The following is an 18,346-nucleotide window of genomic DNA, read 5'->3' as shown; positions in this document are numbered from 1 at the left end:
GTGCCGCAATGAAACTTTATATCGACAAATTACCGATAGATTGTCAATCAAATTTCGCTGTGGCAGGCTGAGTGCCTCGATGGTGCGTTTCAAGGAATGAGGTTCAACCATGACGGCAACGGCTCCCGAACGACGAGACGCGGGCTGGCGGTTCTGGATCGATCGTGGGGGCACCTTCACCGATATTGTCGCGACAGCGCCGGATGGGTCACGGCGGACGCTGAAACTGCTTTCGGACGATCCATCTCGCTATGCCGATGCCGCGATCGCGGGGATTCGCGCCTGCCTGAGGCTCGGTGCGGGTGAGCCGATACCGGATGGCGCGATCGAGGCGGTGAAGATGGGGACCACGGTTGCGACCAATGCGCTGCTGGAGCGCAAGGGGGCGCGGGTGCTGCTGCTGATCGATCGTGGTCTGGGTGATCTGCTGCGGATCGGCACGCAGGCTCGGCCAAATCTATTCACCTTCGATATCAGATTGCCCAGCATGCTCTACGAACGGGTCGTTGAAATCGGCGGGCGGATCGGTGCGGATGGAACCATCGTCGAGACACTCGATGAACAGACGGCGCAAGAGGCGTTGCGAACCGCGCGCCTCACCGGGATCGAGAGCGTCGCGATCGCGCGGATGCATGCCTGGCGCTATCCGGCCCATGAGGAGCGCCTTGCGGCACTGGCGGTCGCGGAAGGGTTCACCCAGATTTCCACCAGCCATGCGACCAGCCCGGTGCTGCGGCTGGTCTCGCGCGGAGATACCACGGTGGCGGATGCGTATCTGTCGCCGATCCTGCGCCGCTATATCGATCATGTTGCCGCTGGTATGCCGAACGCGCCGCTGTATTTCATGCAATCCCTTGGCGGGTTGACCGCGGCGGACCAGTTCACCGGCAAGGATGCGATCCTGTCTGGACCGGCGGGCGGGATTGTGGGGGCCGCGCGCACCGCTACGATGGCCGGGTTCGACCGGATTATCGGTTTCGACATGGGTGGCACTTCGACTGATGTGTCGATCTATGATCGGGGTTACGAGCGCACCCTGGAGACCGAAATCGCCGGTGTGCGGTTGCGGGTGCCGATGCTGGCGATCAACACGGTGGCGGCGGGTGGGGGCTCGGTGCTGGGTTTCGACGGCGCACGCCTACGGGTAGGGCCGGACAGCGCGGGCGCCGATCCTGGGCCTGCCTGCTACCGGCGTGGTGGGCCGCTGACCGTGACGGACGCCAATGTGCTGCTCGGTAAGCTGGCACCGGCGCAGTTTCCGGCGATTTTCGGCCCCGATCACGACCAGACGCTCGATGCCGCGATCGTGCGCGAGCGTTTCGCTGAGCGCGCGCGCGAGATTGCTTTGGCAACCTCTACCGACCAGACGCCCGAACGCGTCGCCGCCGGATATATCGCGATCGCGGTGGCGCGGATGGCGCAGGCGATCCGGCAGATCACGATTCAGAAAGGTCGCGACCCGGCGGATTTTGCCCTGGCCTGTTTCGGCGGCGCGGGTGGGCAGCACGCCTGCCTGGTCGCCGAGGCGCTGGGGATGCGCACCATCCTGATCCATCCTCTGGCCGGTGTGCTCTCGGCCTATGGCATGGGTCTGGCCGATCAGATCGTGCTGCGCGAGCAGGCGGTGGAATGCGAGGTCGATCCGGCGGCGATCGCGGCGCTGGAGGCGGTAGCCGATCAACTCGGTGCGGCTTGCGTTGCAGCACTAGCGGCACAGGGCGCGGTACCCGACAGCATCATGACAAGACGCCGCGCGCATCTGCGCTATGCCGGCACCGACACGCCGATTACCGTCGATCTGGCGGATGCGGCAAGCATGCGAGAGGCATTCGAGGCCGCGCATCGGCGGCTGTTCGGCTTCGTCATGACCGATCGCCAGCTGATCGCGGAATCGATCGTAGTCGAGGCGATGGCACCCGGTGAGACGATCATTGAGCCCGTACTGGCGCCGCGTGAAGCCGGCGCGCCAGTGCCGCTGGATCGGCTACGGTTCTACGCGGCAGACACCTGGCAGGACGCGCCGGTGTTCGATCGCGACGCCTTGTGCGCCGGGGACGTGATCATGGGGCCTGCGATGCTACGCGAGGCCAATGCCACCACCATCATCGAGCCGGGATGGTCCGGCACGATCACGCTGCGCAATCATCTGGTGATGACGCATCACGCCGGCCGATCCGCGGAGCTGGGTGAGGTGGGGACGGGTGAGGCTGCAACCCGGGTCGACCCGGTGCGGCTCGAATTGTTCAACAATCTGTTCATGGCGATCGCCGAGCAGAGCGGTGCGGTGCTGCGCAACACCGCGAGTAGCGTGAACATCAAGGAGCGGTTGGATTTTTCGTGTGCGCTGTTCGATCCCACCGGCGGTCTGATCGCGAACGCGCCGCATGTGCCGGTGCATCTGGGCGCGATGAGCGAAAGCGTGCGGATCGTGCTGGCGCGGCGCGGGGCGACGCTGCGGCAAGGCGATGCGGTGGCGCTGAACAACCCCTACAACGGTGGCACCCATCTGCCCGATATTACCGTGATCACGCCGATGTTCGATCTGGCCGGGACCACTCTGCGCGGTTTCGTCGCTTCACGGGGTCATCATGCAGATGTCGGCGGCCTCACCCCTGGCTCGATGCCGCCGTTCGCGACCAAACTTGAAGAGGAAGGCGTGGTGATCGATGATTTTTTGCTGGTGACGGCGGGAGAGTTTCGCGAGGATGATATCCGGGCAGTGCTGGGCGGTGCGCGCTACCCGGCGCGCAACCCCGATGAATGCGTGGCCGATCTTAAGGCCCAGCTTGCGGCAAACGCTGCCGGGATCGCCGCGTTCGAGGCGGCGGTGGCGCAATACGGCTTTGCCACGGTCGCGGCTTATACTGGTCATGTGATGGATAACGCCGAAGCCTCGGTGCGGCGCGCGATCGGCACACTGCGCGACGGCGCATACGATTACCGGATGGATGACGGCACTTCGCTCGCGGTGCGGATTACCGTCGATCAGGCGGCGAAGACGGCGGTGATCGACTTTACCGGCACATCGGGCCAGCACCGGGGCAATTTTAATGCGCCGCCGGCCGTGACGCGCGCCGCCGTGCTCTATGTGTTTCGCTGCCTGGTGAACGACGATATTCCGCTCAACGAAGGCTGCCTGCGCCCGCTGACCCTTGTCATCCCGCCGGGCAGTTTCCTCAATCCGCACCCAGGTGCTGCCGTGGTCGCCGGTAATACCGAGGTCAGTCAGGCGGTGACGGCGGCCTTGCTCGGCGCGCTCGGGGTCTGTGCCTCGGCGCAGGCGACCATGAACAACCTGCTGTTTGGTAATCAGCGGTACCAGTATTATGAGACCATCTGCGGCGGTGCCGGTGCCGGGCCGGGTTTCGACGGCTGCGATGCGGTGCAGACCCACATGACCAACACCCGGATGACCGACCCCGAGGTGCTGGAATTGCGCTATCCGGCGCGTGTCGAGATGTTCGCGATCCGGCGCGGTTCGGGTGGTGCCGGGCATTATCGTGGTGGCGATGGCGCGATCCGGCGGCTGCGTTTCCTCGAACCGATGATTGTGACCGTGCTGGCATCGCGCCGCAGCGTGGCGCCGTTCGGAATTGAGGGTGGGGGCGATGGTGCAACCGGCCGGCAATGGGTGGAACGTGCGGACGGCAGTGTCGAGCCGATTGGCGGCTGCGACCAGGCCAAGCTGAGGACGGGCGATGCTATTGTTATCGAAACGCCCGGCGGCGGCGGCTATGGGGAGGTAAAACCGTAAAGCCGGTGGGCGTTGGCGGTCAGGATGCGGTCGCGAAGCGCTGCATCCGGTACCCATTCCGCCAGCAGATCGAGCAGATCGCCGACATTCGGCATCTTGCCCCACTGCGCGACATGCGGCCAATCCGAGCCCCAGACGCATCGATCCGGCGCGGCTGCGACCAGCGCCCGTGCGAGACGTATCGTGCCTTCGTAGGGCGGTTCGGCTTGCAGCCGGTAGGCGCCCGATAATTTTACCCACCCGCCCGCGTCGAGCAGGCGAAGCATGGTCGCCAACCCAGTTCCATCCGCATCGTCATCGACTGGGAAGTGGCCCATGTGATCGATCACGCAGGGAACCCGGAGCCGGGCGATTCGATCTTCATGCCCGCCGAGATGGCGGACGTCGGTCAGGAATTGAAGGTGCCAGCCGTGATCGGCGCAGATCGCCGCGTAGCGGTCGAGATGCTTGAAGCCGATTCCGCCGCCGAACAGCGTATTGATGCGCAGCCCGGTGATCCCAGACTCTGCCATGACCCGCCAGGCCGCGGCTGGCAGGTCGGGCGGTGCGACGGCGATTCCGCGTAGCCGGTGCCGATGGGCGGCGAGGGTTTCCAGCAGCAAGGTATTGTCGGTGCCGTGCACACTCACCTGCACGAGTACGCCGAACGTCATGCCCGTGGCATCCAGCATGGCGAGGTAGGCTTCGGCCGATGCCGGTGGCGGGGTGTAGCTGCGGGCCTCGACTAGCGCGTATCGCGGCTCCGCGCCGATGACATGGGCGTGGGTATCGACGGCGCCGGATGGTATCGAGTAGGCACGGGGGCCTCGTGGTTGAGGGTTTGGCCCCGGGCAGGTTGGCGCGGCATCGTGGCTCACGCAATCAGCATACCGGTCGAACCACAACCGTCAAGGAGTGGCGATCGGGGTTTGATCATGTTGGTCGCGGCCGGTTAGGACATCGGTCGGATGTTAGCAGAACGGTCATTCATCATCGCAACAGGCTGGATGCCGATGCGCAGAATATTCGGACTCACGACCCGCCGAACCAGTTTTAGCCCTGTTTTTGCCAGTAACCGCTGGGGAACTGATTGGTCACGCCCATTGCGACGATCGATTTTGCGTTCTTGTAGCCGAGCTTGGTTGGGATGCGCAGGCGGAGCGGTGCACCGAAGGAGGCGGTGAGGGGCACACCGAGGAAATCGAGGGCGTGTAAGGTCTGCTGTTGCAGGCAAACCGGGCCAGCGATGATAAGATCGGTCGACCGGTCGGCATCGTCGTCCAGGACGATCATTGTGAGCGGGATTGTGATGGCGACCAGTGGGGTTTCTCGGCTTAGACTCATGATGTCGGCAGCGGTGTCATCAAAATTTTCTCATGAGCCCAGTTGGCGCTGACGGGCGGCAGTGGCGTCAGGGTGTGATGACCACAATGAATGTTATTTTTTGCTCATGTTCCTTGGTCGAGCGAAGTGGATCACGCCTCAGTTGCGGCCTACGCTTGAAGCCGGACCATCTCCGACGGTCACCAGCCACGCGAACATGAGGTGACAAGCACCCGGGATGCGGGTCCCATATCCGGCCAGTGCGGTTCGAAGCCTTGGCTCCGCTGCGATCTTCAGGGCATGGCAAGGTCAGCCAGCCGCTCGATCACGGCCCCGCGTCTCCGTCGATCCGAGACCGTCCCCGACCAGTCGCGGTGTGACTACGGTTCGGCGTCTCACGGATGCTGGATGACCTCCGCTCTGCCGGTGGTCCGCGCCAGCGAGCCGGAGCAGCGTTCGGATTGCATCGGCGGATGCCAGCCGCATCATGCGAGACGGTCTCATCCCCCGTCAGCCCGTCGCGTCCGCTCGCCCGTTACCGTCGTGGATATCTTCAGTCGGGATCCGGGCAGCGGTGGTGCAGAAGTCCCAGCCGGGCGTGGGATCCGATCAGCGGCCGCCATTGGTGAGGCTGATCAAGGTGCGGAATGTGCGGGTTGCGGGAGACGTTCGGGGTCTCTGCCCCGCCATCGCCGATCTCTCCGTACATCGCACGGGACCGCTGACAATTGCCTGCTTCCCGCCGCGCGAGGTGCCCGATCTAGGCCGGGCGAGACCAGCGGCAACCCCCGCTTCGCCCGTCCTGACAGGCGCGCCTGGTGCGCGCCTGTCAGGACGGGCGAAGCGCCTGCGGTTCGGGCCGGCCCGTGTTGCGACGCGTATAGAACGCGTCGCTGCCCGCGCCAGCCGGCCCTCAGGGGTATGCCTCCGGTCTCTATGCCCGGCCTTCAGATCGGCACCGCGGCGGTAGAGCAGGCAAGGTGCCTGCGATCCCCCGGCTTTGTAGAGAGATCAGTCAGATGTCGAAGACGAAAACCCCGAAGAACGCTCCCGCCACCCCCCGCACCCCGCGCGGTGACACGCCGATCACCCTCGAGACGATCCGGATGATCGCCCCCACGCACATTCAGGCCGACAAGATCAGCTCAGCCTACGCCCTCGATCCCGTCGACTTCGAAAGCATACGCGCCAGCACCGAAGAACAGATCGGCCTCTCGGCCCGGGCGCTGGAAGAGCATCTCGATGAAAAGGCGCTGCAGATCCACCTCGATCGCATCGTCAACGCCTTTGCCCGGTCAGCCCATGGTGCCGCCACCTTCTACAGCGCGAAGGTCAGCGACGCCCGTATGGAGACCGCCAAACTCGCCAACGACCACCGCGACGAGGATCGCGATCCGGTTCTCGGCTTTGACAGCAGAGCGGCACGGGTCCGGGAGTTCGCGGCTAAGGCTGGCCTTAACGCCTACGCCCTCATGGCCGCCGTCACCGGAGCCATCGACGCCTATGAAACCGTAATCGGCTCGGACTGGAAGCCCTACTCCCCCTCGGGTGCATCGTCCCGCAACGTCCAACGGCAGGCGGCTGACGTCGAGTTGGGTGCCTTCGGAGCCTGACCCGGCCAGACCCAGGGGCGGAGACCGCAAGGTCTCCGCCCTTTTCCATGTGTCAGAATGTCGTTGACCGGTTTTGGTCCCACCTGACACACGGGCGACCGGAAGGAAACGCGGGGCCAGTTTCGTCATCACCCTCGCCATCAGATGCGCCCGATCACCGCCGGTTGTTCGTCCGATCTTGCCTGACACTTCTGCTGGTCTTCCTATTCTAAAGCCGGCCAAGGTCGTGCTGGTTCAACCCCGCCCTTCGGGCGCCGCGCAAGAGCGCGGTTCAGCCACGCCAGCTATCGCGAGGCCAGGTTGCGGTATCCGCAGGCCCCAAGAGGCCCGCGTCTTCCGCAACCCGACCTCGCGCGCTCGCGTAGCTTCAGGGTTGAGCCACCACGAAGGCCGGCTTTCCCGCTGATCACCAGCAATTCCGCTGATGCAGAAAGGGATCATCCAGATGACATACCTCCGCACGACTGACCGCCTGACCCGCCACGATGGCCGCCGCATGGCCTCAGGTGGCTTCGAGATCGAGTATATCGAGACACGCCGCACCGCCCACGGACCCGAGACGGTCGTGGTCTGGAGCCGCCCCAGCATGCCCGGAGACGTACCGGAGGATCAGATCCCCTACTGACCGACAGGGCCGGACCCCAAAAGGGTTCGGCCCTTTTGCCGTTCCACAGCAAAATGCCCCCACCGCCCGCAGCAGATGAGTGCATCTGCGGTGAGGCCACCACCTGGGGAAACAGTGTGGATCCCTCACAACCACCCCCAATCACCGTGCCGCAGGATCGTCCAGAAGGAAGTAAGAGGGAGGAGAGGGCTGTCTGCCCTCTCCTCCCCAAAACGCATCCTTAGAAGTGGCAGGGCCGCGTCATCCGCAGGCCCCAAGAGGCCCGCGGCTGCCGCAGCCCGACCATTCACGCATGCATTTTCCCCCTCCTCTCCCGCTGCTCGCCGCAGGGCGTCCAGAAAAAACGTGCGTTTTTTCTGGATAGCGTCCGTCAATGTGGTGGAAATTCTGGTGTAGCTGAAGCGGCCAATGGTCACGCGGCGACGGTGGAAATTCGTGGTGTATCGGCATCGATGGCGGGTGCCATGAGTTCGACCATTCCCTCGATCTGCATATAGCGGTTCTGTGTCTGCCATTCGTCGTTGGCCTCGAGCAGCACGGCCTCGATCAGGCGGATGATCGAACCTTCATTGGGAAAGATGCCGACGACATCGGCGCGGCGCTTGACCTCCTTGTTCAGGCGTTCGAGCGGATTCGTCGAGTGAATTTTGGTTCGGTGCTGGGCGGGAAAGTCCATGTGCGCCAGCACGTCGGTTTCACTGTCGTCGATGAACGCGCCAAGTTTTGGCCATTTGCCCCGGAGCTGGTCGGCCACATGGCGCAGGGTCTGGCTGGCACTGACGCGATCCGGCTGGATAAACGCCTGACGCAACGCTGCAGACACCATGCTCTGCTGCCCCTTCGGCACATAGGACAAGGCGTTGCGCATCCAGTGAACGCGGCATCTTTGCCAGGATGCCCCCATCACCCGGCGGATCGCCGCCTTCAACCCTTCATGAGCATCGGAGATCACCAGTTTCACCTCACGCAACCCACGGCGGACCAAGCTCTTGAGAAAGGTCGACCAGAAGGTCTCCGCCTCGGACGGGCCGATGTGCAGGCCGACGATCTCGCGCCGACCGTCGGTGTTCACCGCCACTGCGATTATCGCTGCAACTGAGACGATCCGCCCACCTTCGCGCTGCTTGAGATAGGTCGCATCCAACCACAGATACGGCCACTCGCCGGCCAGTGGCCGGTCGAGGAAGGCGTTCACCCTCTCATCGATGTCCTTGCACAGTTTCGAGACCGTGCTCTTGCTGATCCCCGTCAGCCCCATGGCCTGCACCAGCTCGTCTACCCGCCGGATCGAGACGCCGCCAATCCAGGCTTCCTGGATGACCGCGGCCAGCGCCTTCTCCGAGGTCCGGCGAGCTTCCAGGAACGGCGGGAAGTAGCTCCCCTGCCGCAGCTTCGGGATCCGAAGTTGCAAGCTGCCAAGCCGCGTGTCCAATGCGCGTTCCCGGTAGCCGTTGCGATAGGTCGCGCGCTCGCCGCTGCGCTCGTAGCGGCTGGCGCCGATCAGCCCATCCACATCCGTCTCCATCAGCAGTTGAACCACCGCCTCCGCGACGCTGCGCAGAAAATCGCCGTCCCCGGCTTTGGCCAGTAGCTCAGCCAGTGGTAATCTATCTTCGGTCATCGAATTCTCCAGGCTTCAGGTTGAAGTCTCGCAACTCCACCATAGCCGACTGATCCGATGGCCACCTCAAACTACACCGTTACGGAGCCCAAAAGTCCACCACGACCCCGGACACTACCTTTTTCTGGATTATCAAAGAAGGAGTTACCCAAATGTCCGTCTCTCTTGAAACAGCCCCCCAGCCATCGCCCCCATGAAGCACAGGAGCACTACCTCCCCCGCCTCGCCCGCGCACGGTTGAAAAGATCAGAACTGCGCGAGATCGAAACCCTCTACGCCCGCCTCGATGCCGACCGCGCCGCCCATGGCCTCCCCCCGGCAGAACGCCCGGAATGGTCGCCCGTTGATATCCTCGAATGGCAGGACTTGAACGCCACCGAACGCTACCTCGACCTCGAAACCTACGCCCTCGCCGCAGATCGCGCCGCACAACCCCAGACCGAACGCGCCCCCCTCCAACCGACCCGCACCTACCGCGTTCTGAATAGAAAGACCTACGCCCGCGTGCTCCCCGCCGATGCAGTTTACATCGGCAGGGGCTCGAAGTGGGGAAACCCGTTCGTCATCGGTTGCGATGGCGCCCGCGATGATGTCATCGCCAAGCATGAGCATTGGCTATCCCGTCAAAACGACCTCTTGCGGACCATCGACGAACCCAAAGGCCGCGATCTGGTCTGCTACTGCACCCCCCTCGCCTGCCATGGTCACATCCTCCTGAAATTGGCCAATGCCAGCCGAGACGACCGCATCGCATGGTGGAAGCAAATGCGGGTGGCACACTGACACCACAACGGGGCGGCACCAGCCGCCCCACCTTCCCCCAACCATGACCGGACAAGGGCGGCCTCAGCGCCGCCCCTTTGCGTTCATCCGCAGCACGCCCGCACTCGCCCGGTCACAGTCACCGGCAGCCCGGATCATCACATTTGCGTGCAATGTGCCAGCATGACCGCTGCGCCGAGACCTGCCAGCCGACTTTCGATTGCTCTCCGCGCAGCCCCGGCACTATTGTGCCGTCAGCGCTCAAGCGCCCCGCGCCGTGCCACCCATGCCACACTGGCACGCCAGCGCCACAGTATCGCGGCCCAAGCCGATCACAGTTTACCCCCCTCACGCACGGCTAACGCCCCGATCACGAACCAATCACGCCCCCCATCCTCTCAGCAATATAATTTCATTATTTACTTTCCATACACCATTGCACCCGATTCCGGATGCGAAACGACTTGTTTTAGCAGTTTTCAAAGGGGGTAAGCGAAAAGCGCCCATTTCCGACACCTATATCAACTGTTACTATCCATTCTTCTTTCGGATGCGATGGCGGCTGCATGCAGGAGACGTCATGCTGTGAGCTGATCGTTCACGAGCTTGTTATTATTTTGCCATCGGTATGGCATCGTTTCAGCGTTCCCGTTTTCATCGTTTGGACGTCGGCTGACGCTATTCGCCATCGTGGCGTAGCGACCCACCATTTCCATTTGAGGGATATCCGATGTCGACGAGAGCTCAGAATACGCCAGCCGCCGAGCGGCCAATCGTAACCATACAGTTCAACAACCAGCCCATTCAGGTATTTCAGGAGGTGGGAGTGTTGTGGGTGGAGGTAAAAGCCGTTGCCAGTATCCTGGGTTATCGAAGCCCAGACGACATGCTGAAAATGGTCGATCGGCAGCAGGTAAGAAAAAAATCGCGTCAGACTCCCCGAGGCAAAAAACGGGTAAATTTTACAAGTGAAGCAGGCCTCTACACGGCGATTTTCAACAGCGAGCGTCCGGAGGCGAAGGAATTCAGCCGATGGGTGACGCATACCGTTCTCCCGGAGATCCGCCGAACTGGCAGCTTCGCGGCTCTCGGGGACGAGAGTGTAACGCCCCCCGATATCGTGGGACTGATCAAGGCGGCGCTGCAGACCCGCGAGGATGGTGCTTACGTTTGCGGGATGATCAACGGCGAATTCCGGATCGTCGATTGGGAAAAATATAGTTTCCTGACCGTGATCGACCGGACAATCTTCGATTTGATCTATCTGTCGATCAGTCGGGCGCTCGCACACTTCACGGACGACGTTATCGCCGAATACGTCCCCCCCGATGCTCCCGGCCTAAAAGCGATCACGATGCTGATCATGACGGCATCGAGAGTACTACTGCCGGGTCTGAAAGACGTGGTTTCACGATGCGTCCTGCTCCATCCAGATCGCGCGAAGGAGATGGAGGCCCTAAAAACCCGGTATCGGTTCGAACACAGGGAGGAAGAGTTTCCGGAATTCCGGGAAGACGTAGCCATCGTCAGGCTCAAACAGGGTGGGTTTATCAAACCTGACGACAGCGGGGAATACGTCCTTGATCGGGAACGCCTCATCGCGTTTGAGGTCGAGGTCTCGAAATTGCAGGAGGCGATCAAAGGCACGGCCAAATTACTCGGTGGCCCGATCGTCGACACGTCTGTCGAAATGGTCGGAAACAAACGCCGGATCGTTGATCTCTCACCCCACCAGATCAGGAAATTTCAATTTGAACGCGTCATGCTGGAGACATTCGAGGATCGCGGTCTTCTGTGGATGGCGGCAGTGTCGATTGCAACCGCGATCGGTCATTCGAACCATTCGGTCATGGCGAAAATGGCCGACCGGGACGACGTTCGCTACGAGTATTTTCCGACAGAGGGCGGGCATCAGCGCATCCAGTTCATCAGCGAGAGCGGCCTGTACCGGATCGCACTGAAAACCACGCTTCCCAGGGCCGCGCGGTTCAGGGATTGGGTGACCGGGACAGTCCTCCCGGAAATCCGCAGAACTGGCCGCTTCCACGGACCGTCTGGTCGCGCGCCGCTGATCGAGGGACCGAAGGATCCTATGAGGCTGGCAAAATCGCTGATGGAAGGTCGCGAGGATGAGCTGTACATCGCGTCCAAAAAAGATGGCGACCTCGACGTAACGCATTGGCGCGGCATCGGCTTCATATCGCCTCGCGTCGAAGGCGTTGCTGCGATGAGCATCATCCATGCCAGCGAGGTTCTGCTGATGTATGGCAGCGCCGGCGTGCTCCGCTATCTCCCGGGGGACCACGATGTTGTCGATGAGATATTCAAATTCGATATCCCGCTCGCGAAGTTCCTCATTTCCGTTTCAGGGTATCTCCTCGAGCAAACGGTGCTTCCGTCCGGGCGCCTGGCAAAGAAGCTGCGGCAGACGCTCTACGACGCACCGACGCCCATCCCGCTCGATGAGACCGACGGCGAACAGACGACGACCGGGAAAAGCGACGAGCAACCGGATCAGAACCCGAAATCGACAGATCCCGCAGGAGACAACGCCGCAGACACCGGATCGAAACAAAATACGACCGAGCGGCCGGAAGGAGACAAGGAGGCTGAATCGTGACCGACCTTGTCACAGGCAACCCGCCCGAAGAACCGGGCGGGAGGTTACCGATTGATTTCGGGGCCCTCCTCCTCGCGATGAACCAGCGGCAGCAGCAGCACGGCGAGATCCTGATCGCGATCCTGACCATGCTCAGGGGCGAAGACGACAAGAACGCCTCGAACGACCTCATCAAGGAGTTGATGAACCGGATCGATCGGCAGACCGCGATGATCCGCGCACTCCTCGTGTCCGTCACCAGCCTCGGCGAGAATGTCCCGGCTACCGTCCTGCGCATGCTCAGGGATGGACAGGGTCAGGGCGGGGACGAATATCTTCGCGCCGATCGGCATAGCGGCGAGCCGCTCGCGAATGGACGGGGAGACGCATGATCTCGTTCCGCAAGATCATGGCCGACAGCAACGGCCAACTGATCATGCAGTATTTCACCGAAAATACCCCCGATCCTGCGCCCAAGACCATCGAGGACCTCCGCGGACAGGTCGATAGCGGCGGCCGGATGACGAACTACTACACCGGTCGGGACACGAGGGCCTCCTGGGGCCCGGACATCTCGCCCGAGATTGCCGCTTCCCTCGGCATCGACCGGATGAAAGGCCCAAGCAACGCGGCACTCGCCCACCTGTTCGAAGGCAAGCGCGCAGACACCGGCGAGGCATGGTCCGGCCACAAGCGCGAGATCAGCGGCTACGATCTGACGATCGCGCCGCATAAGTCGGTGACCCTTGCGGCGGAGTTCGGCACGACCGCAGCTGAACGCGAGGCGGTTCGCTATGCGATCATGCTGGCCAATGACGATACGATGCGCTTCGTCGGAGAAGAACTGGGCTGGGCACGCAAGGGCAAGGGCGGCGGAGACGGTGCCGATCCGGGCGACGTCGCCTGGATTTCCTTCTATCACCATACCGCCCGCCCGACTGTCCACATCGAGGACAAGACGAAAGGGGTCACCTACCTTGCCGATATCCCCATCCCCGGCGATCCGCATGAACACATTCATAACGTCCTGCTGAATTTCGTGCTGACCGACGAGGGGCGCGCGGGGTCGCTCGACACCAACCGGCTGCACAGCCGCGTCCATGAATTCGGTGCGTATTTCCAGGCCCGGCTCGGCGGCTATCTGCGCAATCTCGGGTTCGAAACAGGCATGGACGCCCGCGAGCAGGCGGTCACGATCGCCGGCATCCCGCAGATCGCGGTCGACACATTCTCCAAGGGCCGCAAGTCGGTCGAGCGCAACGCCAAGGCCTATGCAGCGGACCACGGAGAGGACTGGGAAAGCCTGCCCGCCGACCGGAAATACGCGATGCTGCAGGCGGCCGAGTTCACCGCCCGACTGAAGAAGACCGGGGATGCAGACGATCGTGCATCATGGCGCGCGCAGGCCGAGGCGATCGGCTGGACGCCGGAGTCGATGATGGATCCCGACCGCCCGGTGTCATCCGTGCCAGCGATCGAACGATACGAGCGCGCCTACGCCTATGCAGCCCGCCACCTGGAGATCGAGTTCCGGACCGCGGCCGTTCTGGATTTCGAGAAACTGCGCATTCACGCCGCGCGCGGGTTTATCGGTACCGGTATCAGGGGGCCGCACGATATCGATGAAGTGGTGAACCTGCTGATCGACCGGGGGATCGAGGTCAAAGGCGTCCAATCGGAACTGATCGTCGGCCGGGAGATGAATGAAATTCCCGGCAAGCCCGCCGAAAAGACGCCGTCGCCCCTGCGGGTGACCCACACCGCCCAACTCAGACTTGAAGAGGCGCTGATGGAACGGGCGCGGAGTGCTGCATCGAGTCGCGCCGGCGCGCTGACCACGGCAGCGATCCAGCGCGCGATCGCCAACTCAGACCTCGATCTGACCAGTGAACCGGAGCAAGCGAAGGCGCAGATAGCGGCGATGTACGCCCTTGGCACCGGAGGCGATCTTTCGATCCTCATCGGTGTGGCGGGTTCCGGCAAGACCGCCCTGCTGGCGCCGCTCGTGCAGGCTTACAAAGAGGATGGGCGATCGGTGTTCGGTGTGGCCACCGCCTGGCGGCAGGCGGACGCCCTTGCCGACGCCGGCATCGATCGATCAGTCGATAGAGCCGGCTTGATGGCCGGCGGTTGCATGGCGCTGACCCCGTTCCTCGGCGCGATCGAGCGGGGCGAACTGGTGGTCAACGACAAAACGGTGCTCATCCTCGACGAGATCAGCCAGATCGGCCCGAAACCTTTCCTGAAACTGCTCGAATTTCAAGCACGAACCGGCATGGTCATCAAAGGCATCGGCGATCCCGAGCAGGTTCAGACGATCGATGCCGGCAACACCATCAAGCTGCTGAAGGAGATCCTGCCGCCCGATAGCCTCCCCTACATCGACACCACGATCCGCCAGAACTCCGTGCGGGAACGCCAGATCGCCACCCTGTTCCGAGACGGCATGGCGGCGAAAGCCCTGACGATGAAACGCGAGGACGGGACGGCGCGCCTGGTCGGCGGTGATTACGATCAGGTCGTGCAGCGCATCGCGGATTTCTACATTGAGCGGCGGGATATTCTGCGCGCGGCCGGCGCATGGCGGGGCATCACGATCTCCGCCCTCACCAACGAGGACGCCGGCAATATCAGCCGCGCCGTGCGTGAACGCCTGAAGGCACGTGGCGACGTCGCACAGGATGAAATCATCGTGCCGGCGCTCATGCCAATGGGAGATGGCAAAGGCGAACATCACGACCTACCGATCGCGGCAGGCGATAAGCTCCGTTTGTTCCGGCGCGTCAGGGGTACCCCGGTCGACGCGCCCCAACGAAATGGTCGGTCGCGCGGCACGGTGGCGATCGGCAACAATGGTACGATCGTAACCGTAATCGAGCGAAGGTCGGACGGATTGGTCCTCGAGGGAATGAAGCAGCGCCGCGCCTTCGTGCCGTGGGATTTTCTGACCGACCAGGCTTCGGGGCGGGTCATGCTCGGTCACGGCCACGCTTTGACCATCGACAGCGCCCAGGGGGTCACGTCCGACGAGCATATCAACGCCCTGCCCCGCGGTAGCAGCGGCATCACCTCCTTCAAAGGGTACACCGCCGAAAGCCGGCACGTCAGGCAATCCTTTACGATGATCTCCGAGGCGGCGGTAATGGAATCGATCAAGCTAGGCCGCGCGCTGGGCGACAACAAACCGATCACGATCGAAGATCTTTGGGGCCGGGTTGCCGCCGATATGGCCGATCACCCCGCCAAGGCGAATGCGAGCGATGTGGAGCAGGCGGATCGCGAGGACAGCGACGTCCGGCAAACGACCACGCTGTTCCGGCTGCGCCATCATTTTGAGATGGCGGAACAGAACGGCAGGCGCATCAACCAGAACAACATGGCGCGCCGCCGGAGCGATCTATGCCTTGAAGCCTTCAGGGATCAGGCGTCCGCATTCCGGGAGACACTCGACAGGCAGGAAAGACTCGGAACCGACATCGAAAGGCGGTTCATCCCCGCCTTGGACAAATTTCCAGAAACGTTGCAACATCTTGCCCTCGGCTTCCAAGCTGAACTGGATGGCCGACGCTCCGCTCCGAATGGGCCGACACCCCAGTGATACCGACACTTTCGCAGATCGGCCAAACAATCTATGCCGAACATAGGCGCATCTTTCTTTGGACGGTAAATAGGCAATTTACGATCATCAAGAGGCCTGCGCATATGTGCGCGGATGCCCCCTATTCACTCGCGCGGTTGGCCCGCGCTTCTATGTCGGCACACCGATCCATCAGCGCCTTGAAGGGCTCTGCATCATCGAGCAATAAGCCATCATCGACCATTTGGCCGTAGTCTTTGCTCAGCGCCGCAAGCCCTTCGCCTGCCGGGACGAGGCGCAGCCCCCCATTCACGGCGGCGTCATAGTCAACCAGCGTGCCATCCGCCCCCTTCTCGGCGAAGAACATGCTCTTGTGGCGGGCGACAGCACTACCGAGCTGGCGATCCGCGAGGGCCGCGGCGGCGATTCCGGCCTCGTCGAGCCGAACGACATCGTGCCAGTGCCGCGCGAAGCGTTCGCCGCGCAGCCTCTCTTGCAGGCAGAAGACATGGATTGCCGTGACCTTCTCCCAGAAGGTCCGCTCGGCGTGCATCACGCGGGGCCGGGCCGATGGAAAGTCGACGCCGTTGATCAATCCGGCAGCGTCGCAAGTCACGTCGCGAAAGCTTGCCGGCTCTCCCGTCGACCGGGCGCCAAATTCCAGCATTACGCTGGGAGCTACGTACCCGGAGCCCGCCGCCGTGGCCTCATAGTTGATGTAGAGCCGATCGCCCTCTGCTCTGAGGGTTGCCGCGAGCGACTGCGCGTCGATCTCGCCAGCGATGACAGGCTGGACTGTTTCGGCGATCCATTCGGGGAGGCGCTGGCGTACCGCCTTCGACCACCGCTTCTCCTCGCTGCGGTTCTTCGGCAGAGCTTCGCCGTTCTCGCCGACAAGGTCGGGCGCGATGGCGCGAATGTCGTAGGTCAGGTCAACGTCCTCGGAAAAGCGCCGGATGACGCCATAAGCCTTGGACAGGGAGGTGCCGCCCTTGAACACCAAGTGCGCGCCGATGTCCGATCCGAACAAGGTCGCCAGCGCCCAGACGACCCACACATCCTTTTCGAGAAGATGTGCCGGGCGGCCGGATCGATCGGCGGCGACGCGCAGGGCCTCACGGCGGTCCTCGACCGGCAGGGGGAGGAAAGCGTCAGCCATAGGCGACCTTTCCCACGCTCCGCGCGAGCCACGTCGGAAGCTGCGGTGCGGCGGCCACCAACTCGCCGAAGACGCCCGGCGGCATCTTCTGCTTCAGCGTCATGAGCGCTTCCTCGGCTTTGTCGGGACCTAGCCACGCGAGGGCGCGCACTGCTTCCCCCGCCGGCCGGGTCCCCAGGGTCAACTGCCAGCGTGGCGCGTGGCGCAGTTCCACGACCTGCTTGCCGAGGCTCATCTTCCGGCTGCGGCCCGAAGTCAGATAGACCGACCGAACCGGCACCTGCGTCGTCAGGCCAAGGGCGTTGGCCGCAGCCGCCCCGTTCGAGACAATGACCTCGCCTCGCTGGGCGGCAAGCGCCTCAACAGCCTGTTCGACGGAAGGCGCTCGCGTGCCAAACCGGGACGTGATTGGGCGAAGGTAGACCCCCCGCCCGGCGCGGATGAGCTGCCCGCGGTCGGCCAGACGCGACAAGGCCTGGTCCACCGCAGCGCGATTGCCAAGGTGAAGCAAGCTCTTAGCAGATGTGGGCGCCCCTTCGGACTGCCTCTCCGCATATGCCAGAATCTGTTCGCTTAGGCGCGACATGACCATTCTCCTGTTAGAAACATAAGCGGCTTTCTGACAGTTTGCAACCTGATGCCCAGGACACCGAAGGCTCCGGAATTTAGGAGTCATGGGGACCAACCGCACCCAGGGGCCTGGGCAGCTTGGACGACGCTGTCTCAGATCCGAAGATTGCGCTAAGGTTGCAGGCCTCCTTCGCAGAGTCTGGCGACGAGAAACGAGACAGGTGGAGGCCCTGACATGCCGACGATCACCCTCTCTGCCACGCCCAAGGGCAATGGCTTCCAAGCAACGGTGACCTTCCCGGGCGACGGCGTTTCAATCAGCTCGGCCGAAACCTATCCGATGATCGCTGAAGCCTTGACCGCCGCTGCGCTCAAATTGCTCGACATGCCCGAACGCCTGGAGGCGATGGACCGCGGTCCTCAACGGATGGGTACGGCCTATATGAGGTTTCCCAAGGAACACCGCACCAAAATCCACTCGACCAACCCCATCGGACGGCTCAATGGCGAAATCAAACGCCGCACCAATGTCGTCGGCATCTTCCCCAACGAAGCCGCCATTCGTCGCCTCGTCGGCGCCATCCTGCTCGCACAAGACGATGAGTGGGCGAAGCAGCCCAAGGTTCCGCCGACAAAGTCGGTGGAAAGGCAGCGGAGGGGGTTCAGCGCTGACGCTATATGACGCTGGAAACCATCGCCGGGTTGTGCGATGAACTCGTTATCAAACTGCCCGCAGTGGCTGGCTGATAAGCCCGACCAACCCA

12 protein-coding genes and 1 pseudogene are annotated in these 18,346 nt (G+C 62.8%); 8 read left to right on the top strand and 5 right to left on the bottom strand.

What is annotated here, in order from left to right:
- Positions 1–109 precede the first annotated feature (109 nt).
- Positions 110–3,754 carry a hydantoinase B/oxoprolinase family protein gene (locus AruPA_RS17990; RefSeq protein WP_265638140.1) on the top strand — a complete coding sequence of 1,215 codons (3,645 nt, stop codon included), beginning with the start codon at positions 110–112 and terminating at the stop codon, positions 3,752–3,754.
- Here AruPA_RS17990 and AruPA_RS17985 read toward each other — a convergent pair.
- On the bottom strand, positions 3,733–4,611 hold the full coding sequence (locus AruPA_RS17985; protein WP_265638139.1) for an amidohydrolase: 879 nt from the start codon (positions 4,609–4,611) through the stop codon (positions 3,733–3,735). The two genes, AruPA_RS17990 and AruPA_RS17985, sit on opposite strands and share 22 nt — an antisense overlap.
- A 175-nt stretch (positions 4,612–4,786) precedes the next feature.
- Positions 4,787–5,077, bottom strand: a complete 291-nt coding sequence (locus AruPA_RS17980; protein ID WP_265638138.1) for a molybdopterin-dependent oxidoreductase — start codon at positions 5,075–5,077, stop codon at positions 4,787–4,789.
- 998 nt (positions 5,078–6,075) lie between these two features.
- On the opposite strand from AruPA_RS17980, the gene AruPA_RS17975 reads away from it, so the two are divergent.
- Together AruPA_RS17975 and AruPA_RS17970 are read left to right on the top strand one after the other, a co-directional pair.
- Positions 6,076–6,669: a hypothetical protein gene (locus AruPA_RS17975; protein ID WP_265638137.1), complete on the top strand. Its 594-nt coding sequence runs from the start codon at positions 6,076–6,078 to the stop codon at positions 6,667–6,669.
- A gap of 445 nt (positions 6,670–7,114) precedes the next feature.
- Entirely contained in the window at positions 7,115–7,294 is a 180-nt protein-coding gene (locus AruPA_RS17970) for a hypothetical protein (protein ID WP_265638136.1), read from the top strand.
- Between the two features lie 412 nt (positions 7,295–7,706).
- On the opposite strand, the gene AruPA_RS17965 is transcribed toward AruPA_RS17970, so the two are convergent.
- Positions 7,707–8,915 carry an IS256 family transposase gene (locus AruPA_RS17965; RefSeq protein ID WP_265638135.1) on the bottom strand — a complete coding sequence of 403 codons (1,209 nt, stop codon included), beginning with the start codon at positions 8,913–8,915 and terminating at the stop codon, positions 7,707–7,709.
- A gap of 165 nt (positions 8,916–9,080) precedes the next feature.
- Here AruPA_RS17965 and AruPA_RS17960 point away from each other — a divergent pair, with 165 nt between their 5' ends.
- The 4 genes from AruPA_RS17960 to mobF all read left to right on the top strand — a co-directional run bounded on the left by AruPA_RS17960 (position 9,081) and on the right by mobF (position 15,874).
- Positions 9,081–9,698, top strand: a complete 618-nt coding sequence (locus AruPA_RS17960; RefSeq protein WP_265638134.1) for a DUF4326 domain-containing protein — start codon at positions 9,081–9,083, stop codon at positions 9,696–9,698.
- A gap of 709 nt (positions 9,699–10,407) precedes the next feature.
- Positions 10,408–12,297 (top strand): BRO family protein, encoded by a 1,890-nt coding sequence (locus tag AruPA_RS17955; RefSeq protein ID WP_265638133.1) that lies wholly within the window; start codon positions 10,408–10,410, stop codon positions 12,295–12,297.
- Entirely contained in the window at positions 12,294–12,668 is a 375-nt protein-coding gene (locus AruPA_RS17950) for a hypothetical protein (protein WP_265638132.1), read from the top strand. Before AruPA_RS17955 ends, AruPA_RS17950 begins: the two co-directional genes overlap by 4 nt.
- Positions 12,665–15,874 carry a MobF family relaxase gene (gene mobF / locus AruPA_RS17945; RefSeq protein ID WP_265638131.1) on the top strand — a complete coding sequence of 1,070 codons (3,210 nt, stop codon included), beginning with the start codon at positions 12,665–12,667 and terminating at the stop codon, positions 15,872–15,874. The genes AruPA_RS17950 and mobF overlap by 4 nt, the downstream gene beginning before the upstream one ends.
- Before the next feature lie 121 nt (positions 15,875–15,995).
- Here mobF and AruPA_RS17940 read toward each other — a convergent pair whose 3' ends face one another.
- Both AruPA_RS17940 and AruPA_RS17935 read right to left on the bottom strand, forming a co-directional pair.
- Entirely contained in the window at positions 15,996–17,012 is a 1,017-nt protein-coding gene (locus AruPA_RS17940; RefSeq protein WP_265638130.1) for a nucleotidyl transferase AbiEii/AbiGii toxin family protein, read from the bottom strand.
- Complete coding sequence (locus AruPA_RS17935; protein ID WP_265638129.1) at positions 17,005–17,598, bottom strand: DUF6088 family protein; 594 nt, start codon at positions 17,596–17,598, stop codon at positions 17,005–17,007. The genes AruPA_RS17940 and AruPA_RS17935 overlap by 8 nt, the downstream gene beginning before the upstream one ends.
- Positions 17,599–18,018: 420 nt before the next feature.
- On the opposite strand from AruPA_RS17935, the pseudogene AruPA_RS17930 reads away from it, so the two are divergent.
- A pseudogene (locus tag AruPA_RS17930) lies at positions 18,019–18,329 on the top strand (transposase); the annotation flags it as partial.
- Positions 18,330–18,346 lie beyond the last annotated feature (17 nt).

The organism is Acidiphilium sp. PA, assembly GCF_026191915.1.
GTDB lineage: Bacteria > Pseudomonadota > Alphaproteobacteria > Acetobacterales > Acetobacteraceae > Acidiphilium.
Note: the sequence above shows the minus strand (reverse complement) of the source record. Positions and strands in the feature narration are given on the sequence as shown.

Coding starts and splice junctions, on each gene's coding strand:
- AruPA_RS17955 (WP_265638133.1), top strand. CDS start 10,408: ATGTCGACGAGAGCTCAGAATACGCCAGCCGCCGAGCGGCCAATCGTA.
- AruPA_RS17970 (WP_265638136.1), top strand. CDS start 7,115: ATGACATACCTCCGCACGACTGACCGCCTGACCCGCCACGATGGCCGC.
- AruPA_RS17990 (WP_265638140.1), top strand. CDS start 110: ATGACGGCAACGGCTCCCGAACGACGAGACGCGGGCTGGCGGTTCTGG.
- AruPA_RS17975 (WP_265638137.1), top strand. CDS start 6,076: ATGTCGAAGACGAAAACCCCGAAGAACGCTCCCGCCACCCCCCGCACC.
- AruPA_RS17940 (WP_265638130.1), bottom strand. CDS start 17,012: ATGGCTGACGCTTTCCTCCCCCTGCCGGTCGAGGACCGCCGTGAGGCC.
- AruPA_RS17965 (WP_265638135.1), bottom strand. CDS start 8,915: ATGACCGAAGATAGATTACCACTGGCTGAGCTACTGGCCAAAGCCGGG.
- AruPA_RS17980 (WP_265638138.1), bottom strand. CDS start 5,077: ATGAGTCTAAGCCGAGAAACCCCACTGGTCGCCATCACAATCCCGCTC.
- AruPA_RS17935 (WP_265638129.1), bottom strand. CDS start 17,598: ATGTCGCGCCTAAGCGAACAGATTCTGGCATATGCGGAGAGGCAGTCC.
- mobF (WP_265638131.1), top strand. CDS start 12,665: ATGATCTCGTTCCGCAAGATCATGGCCGACAGCAACGGCCAACTGATC.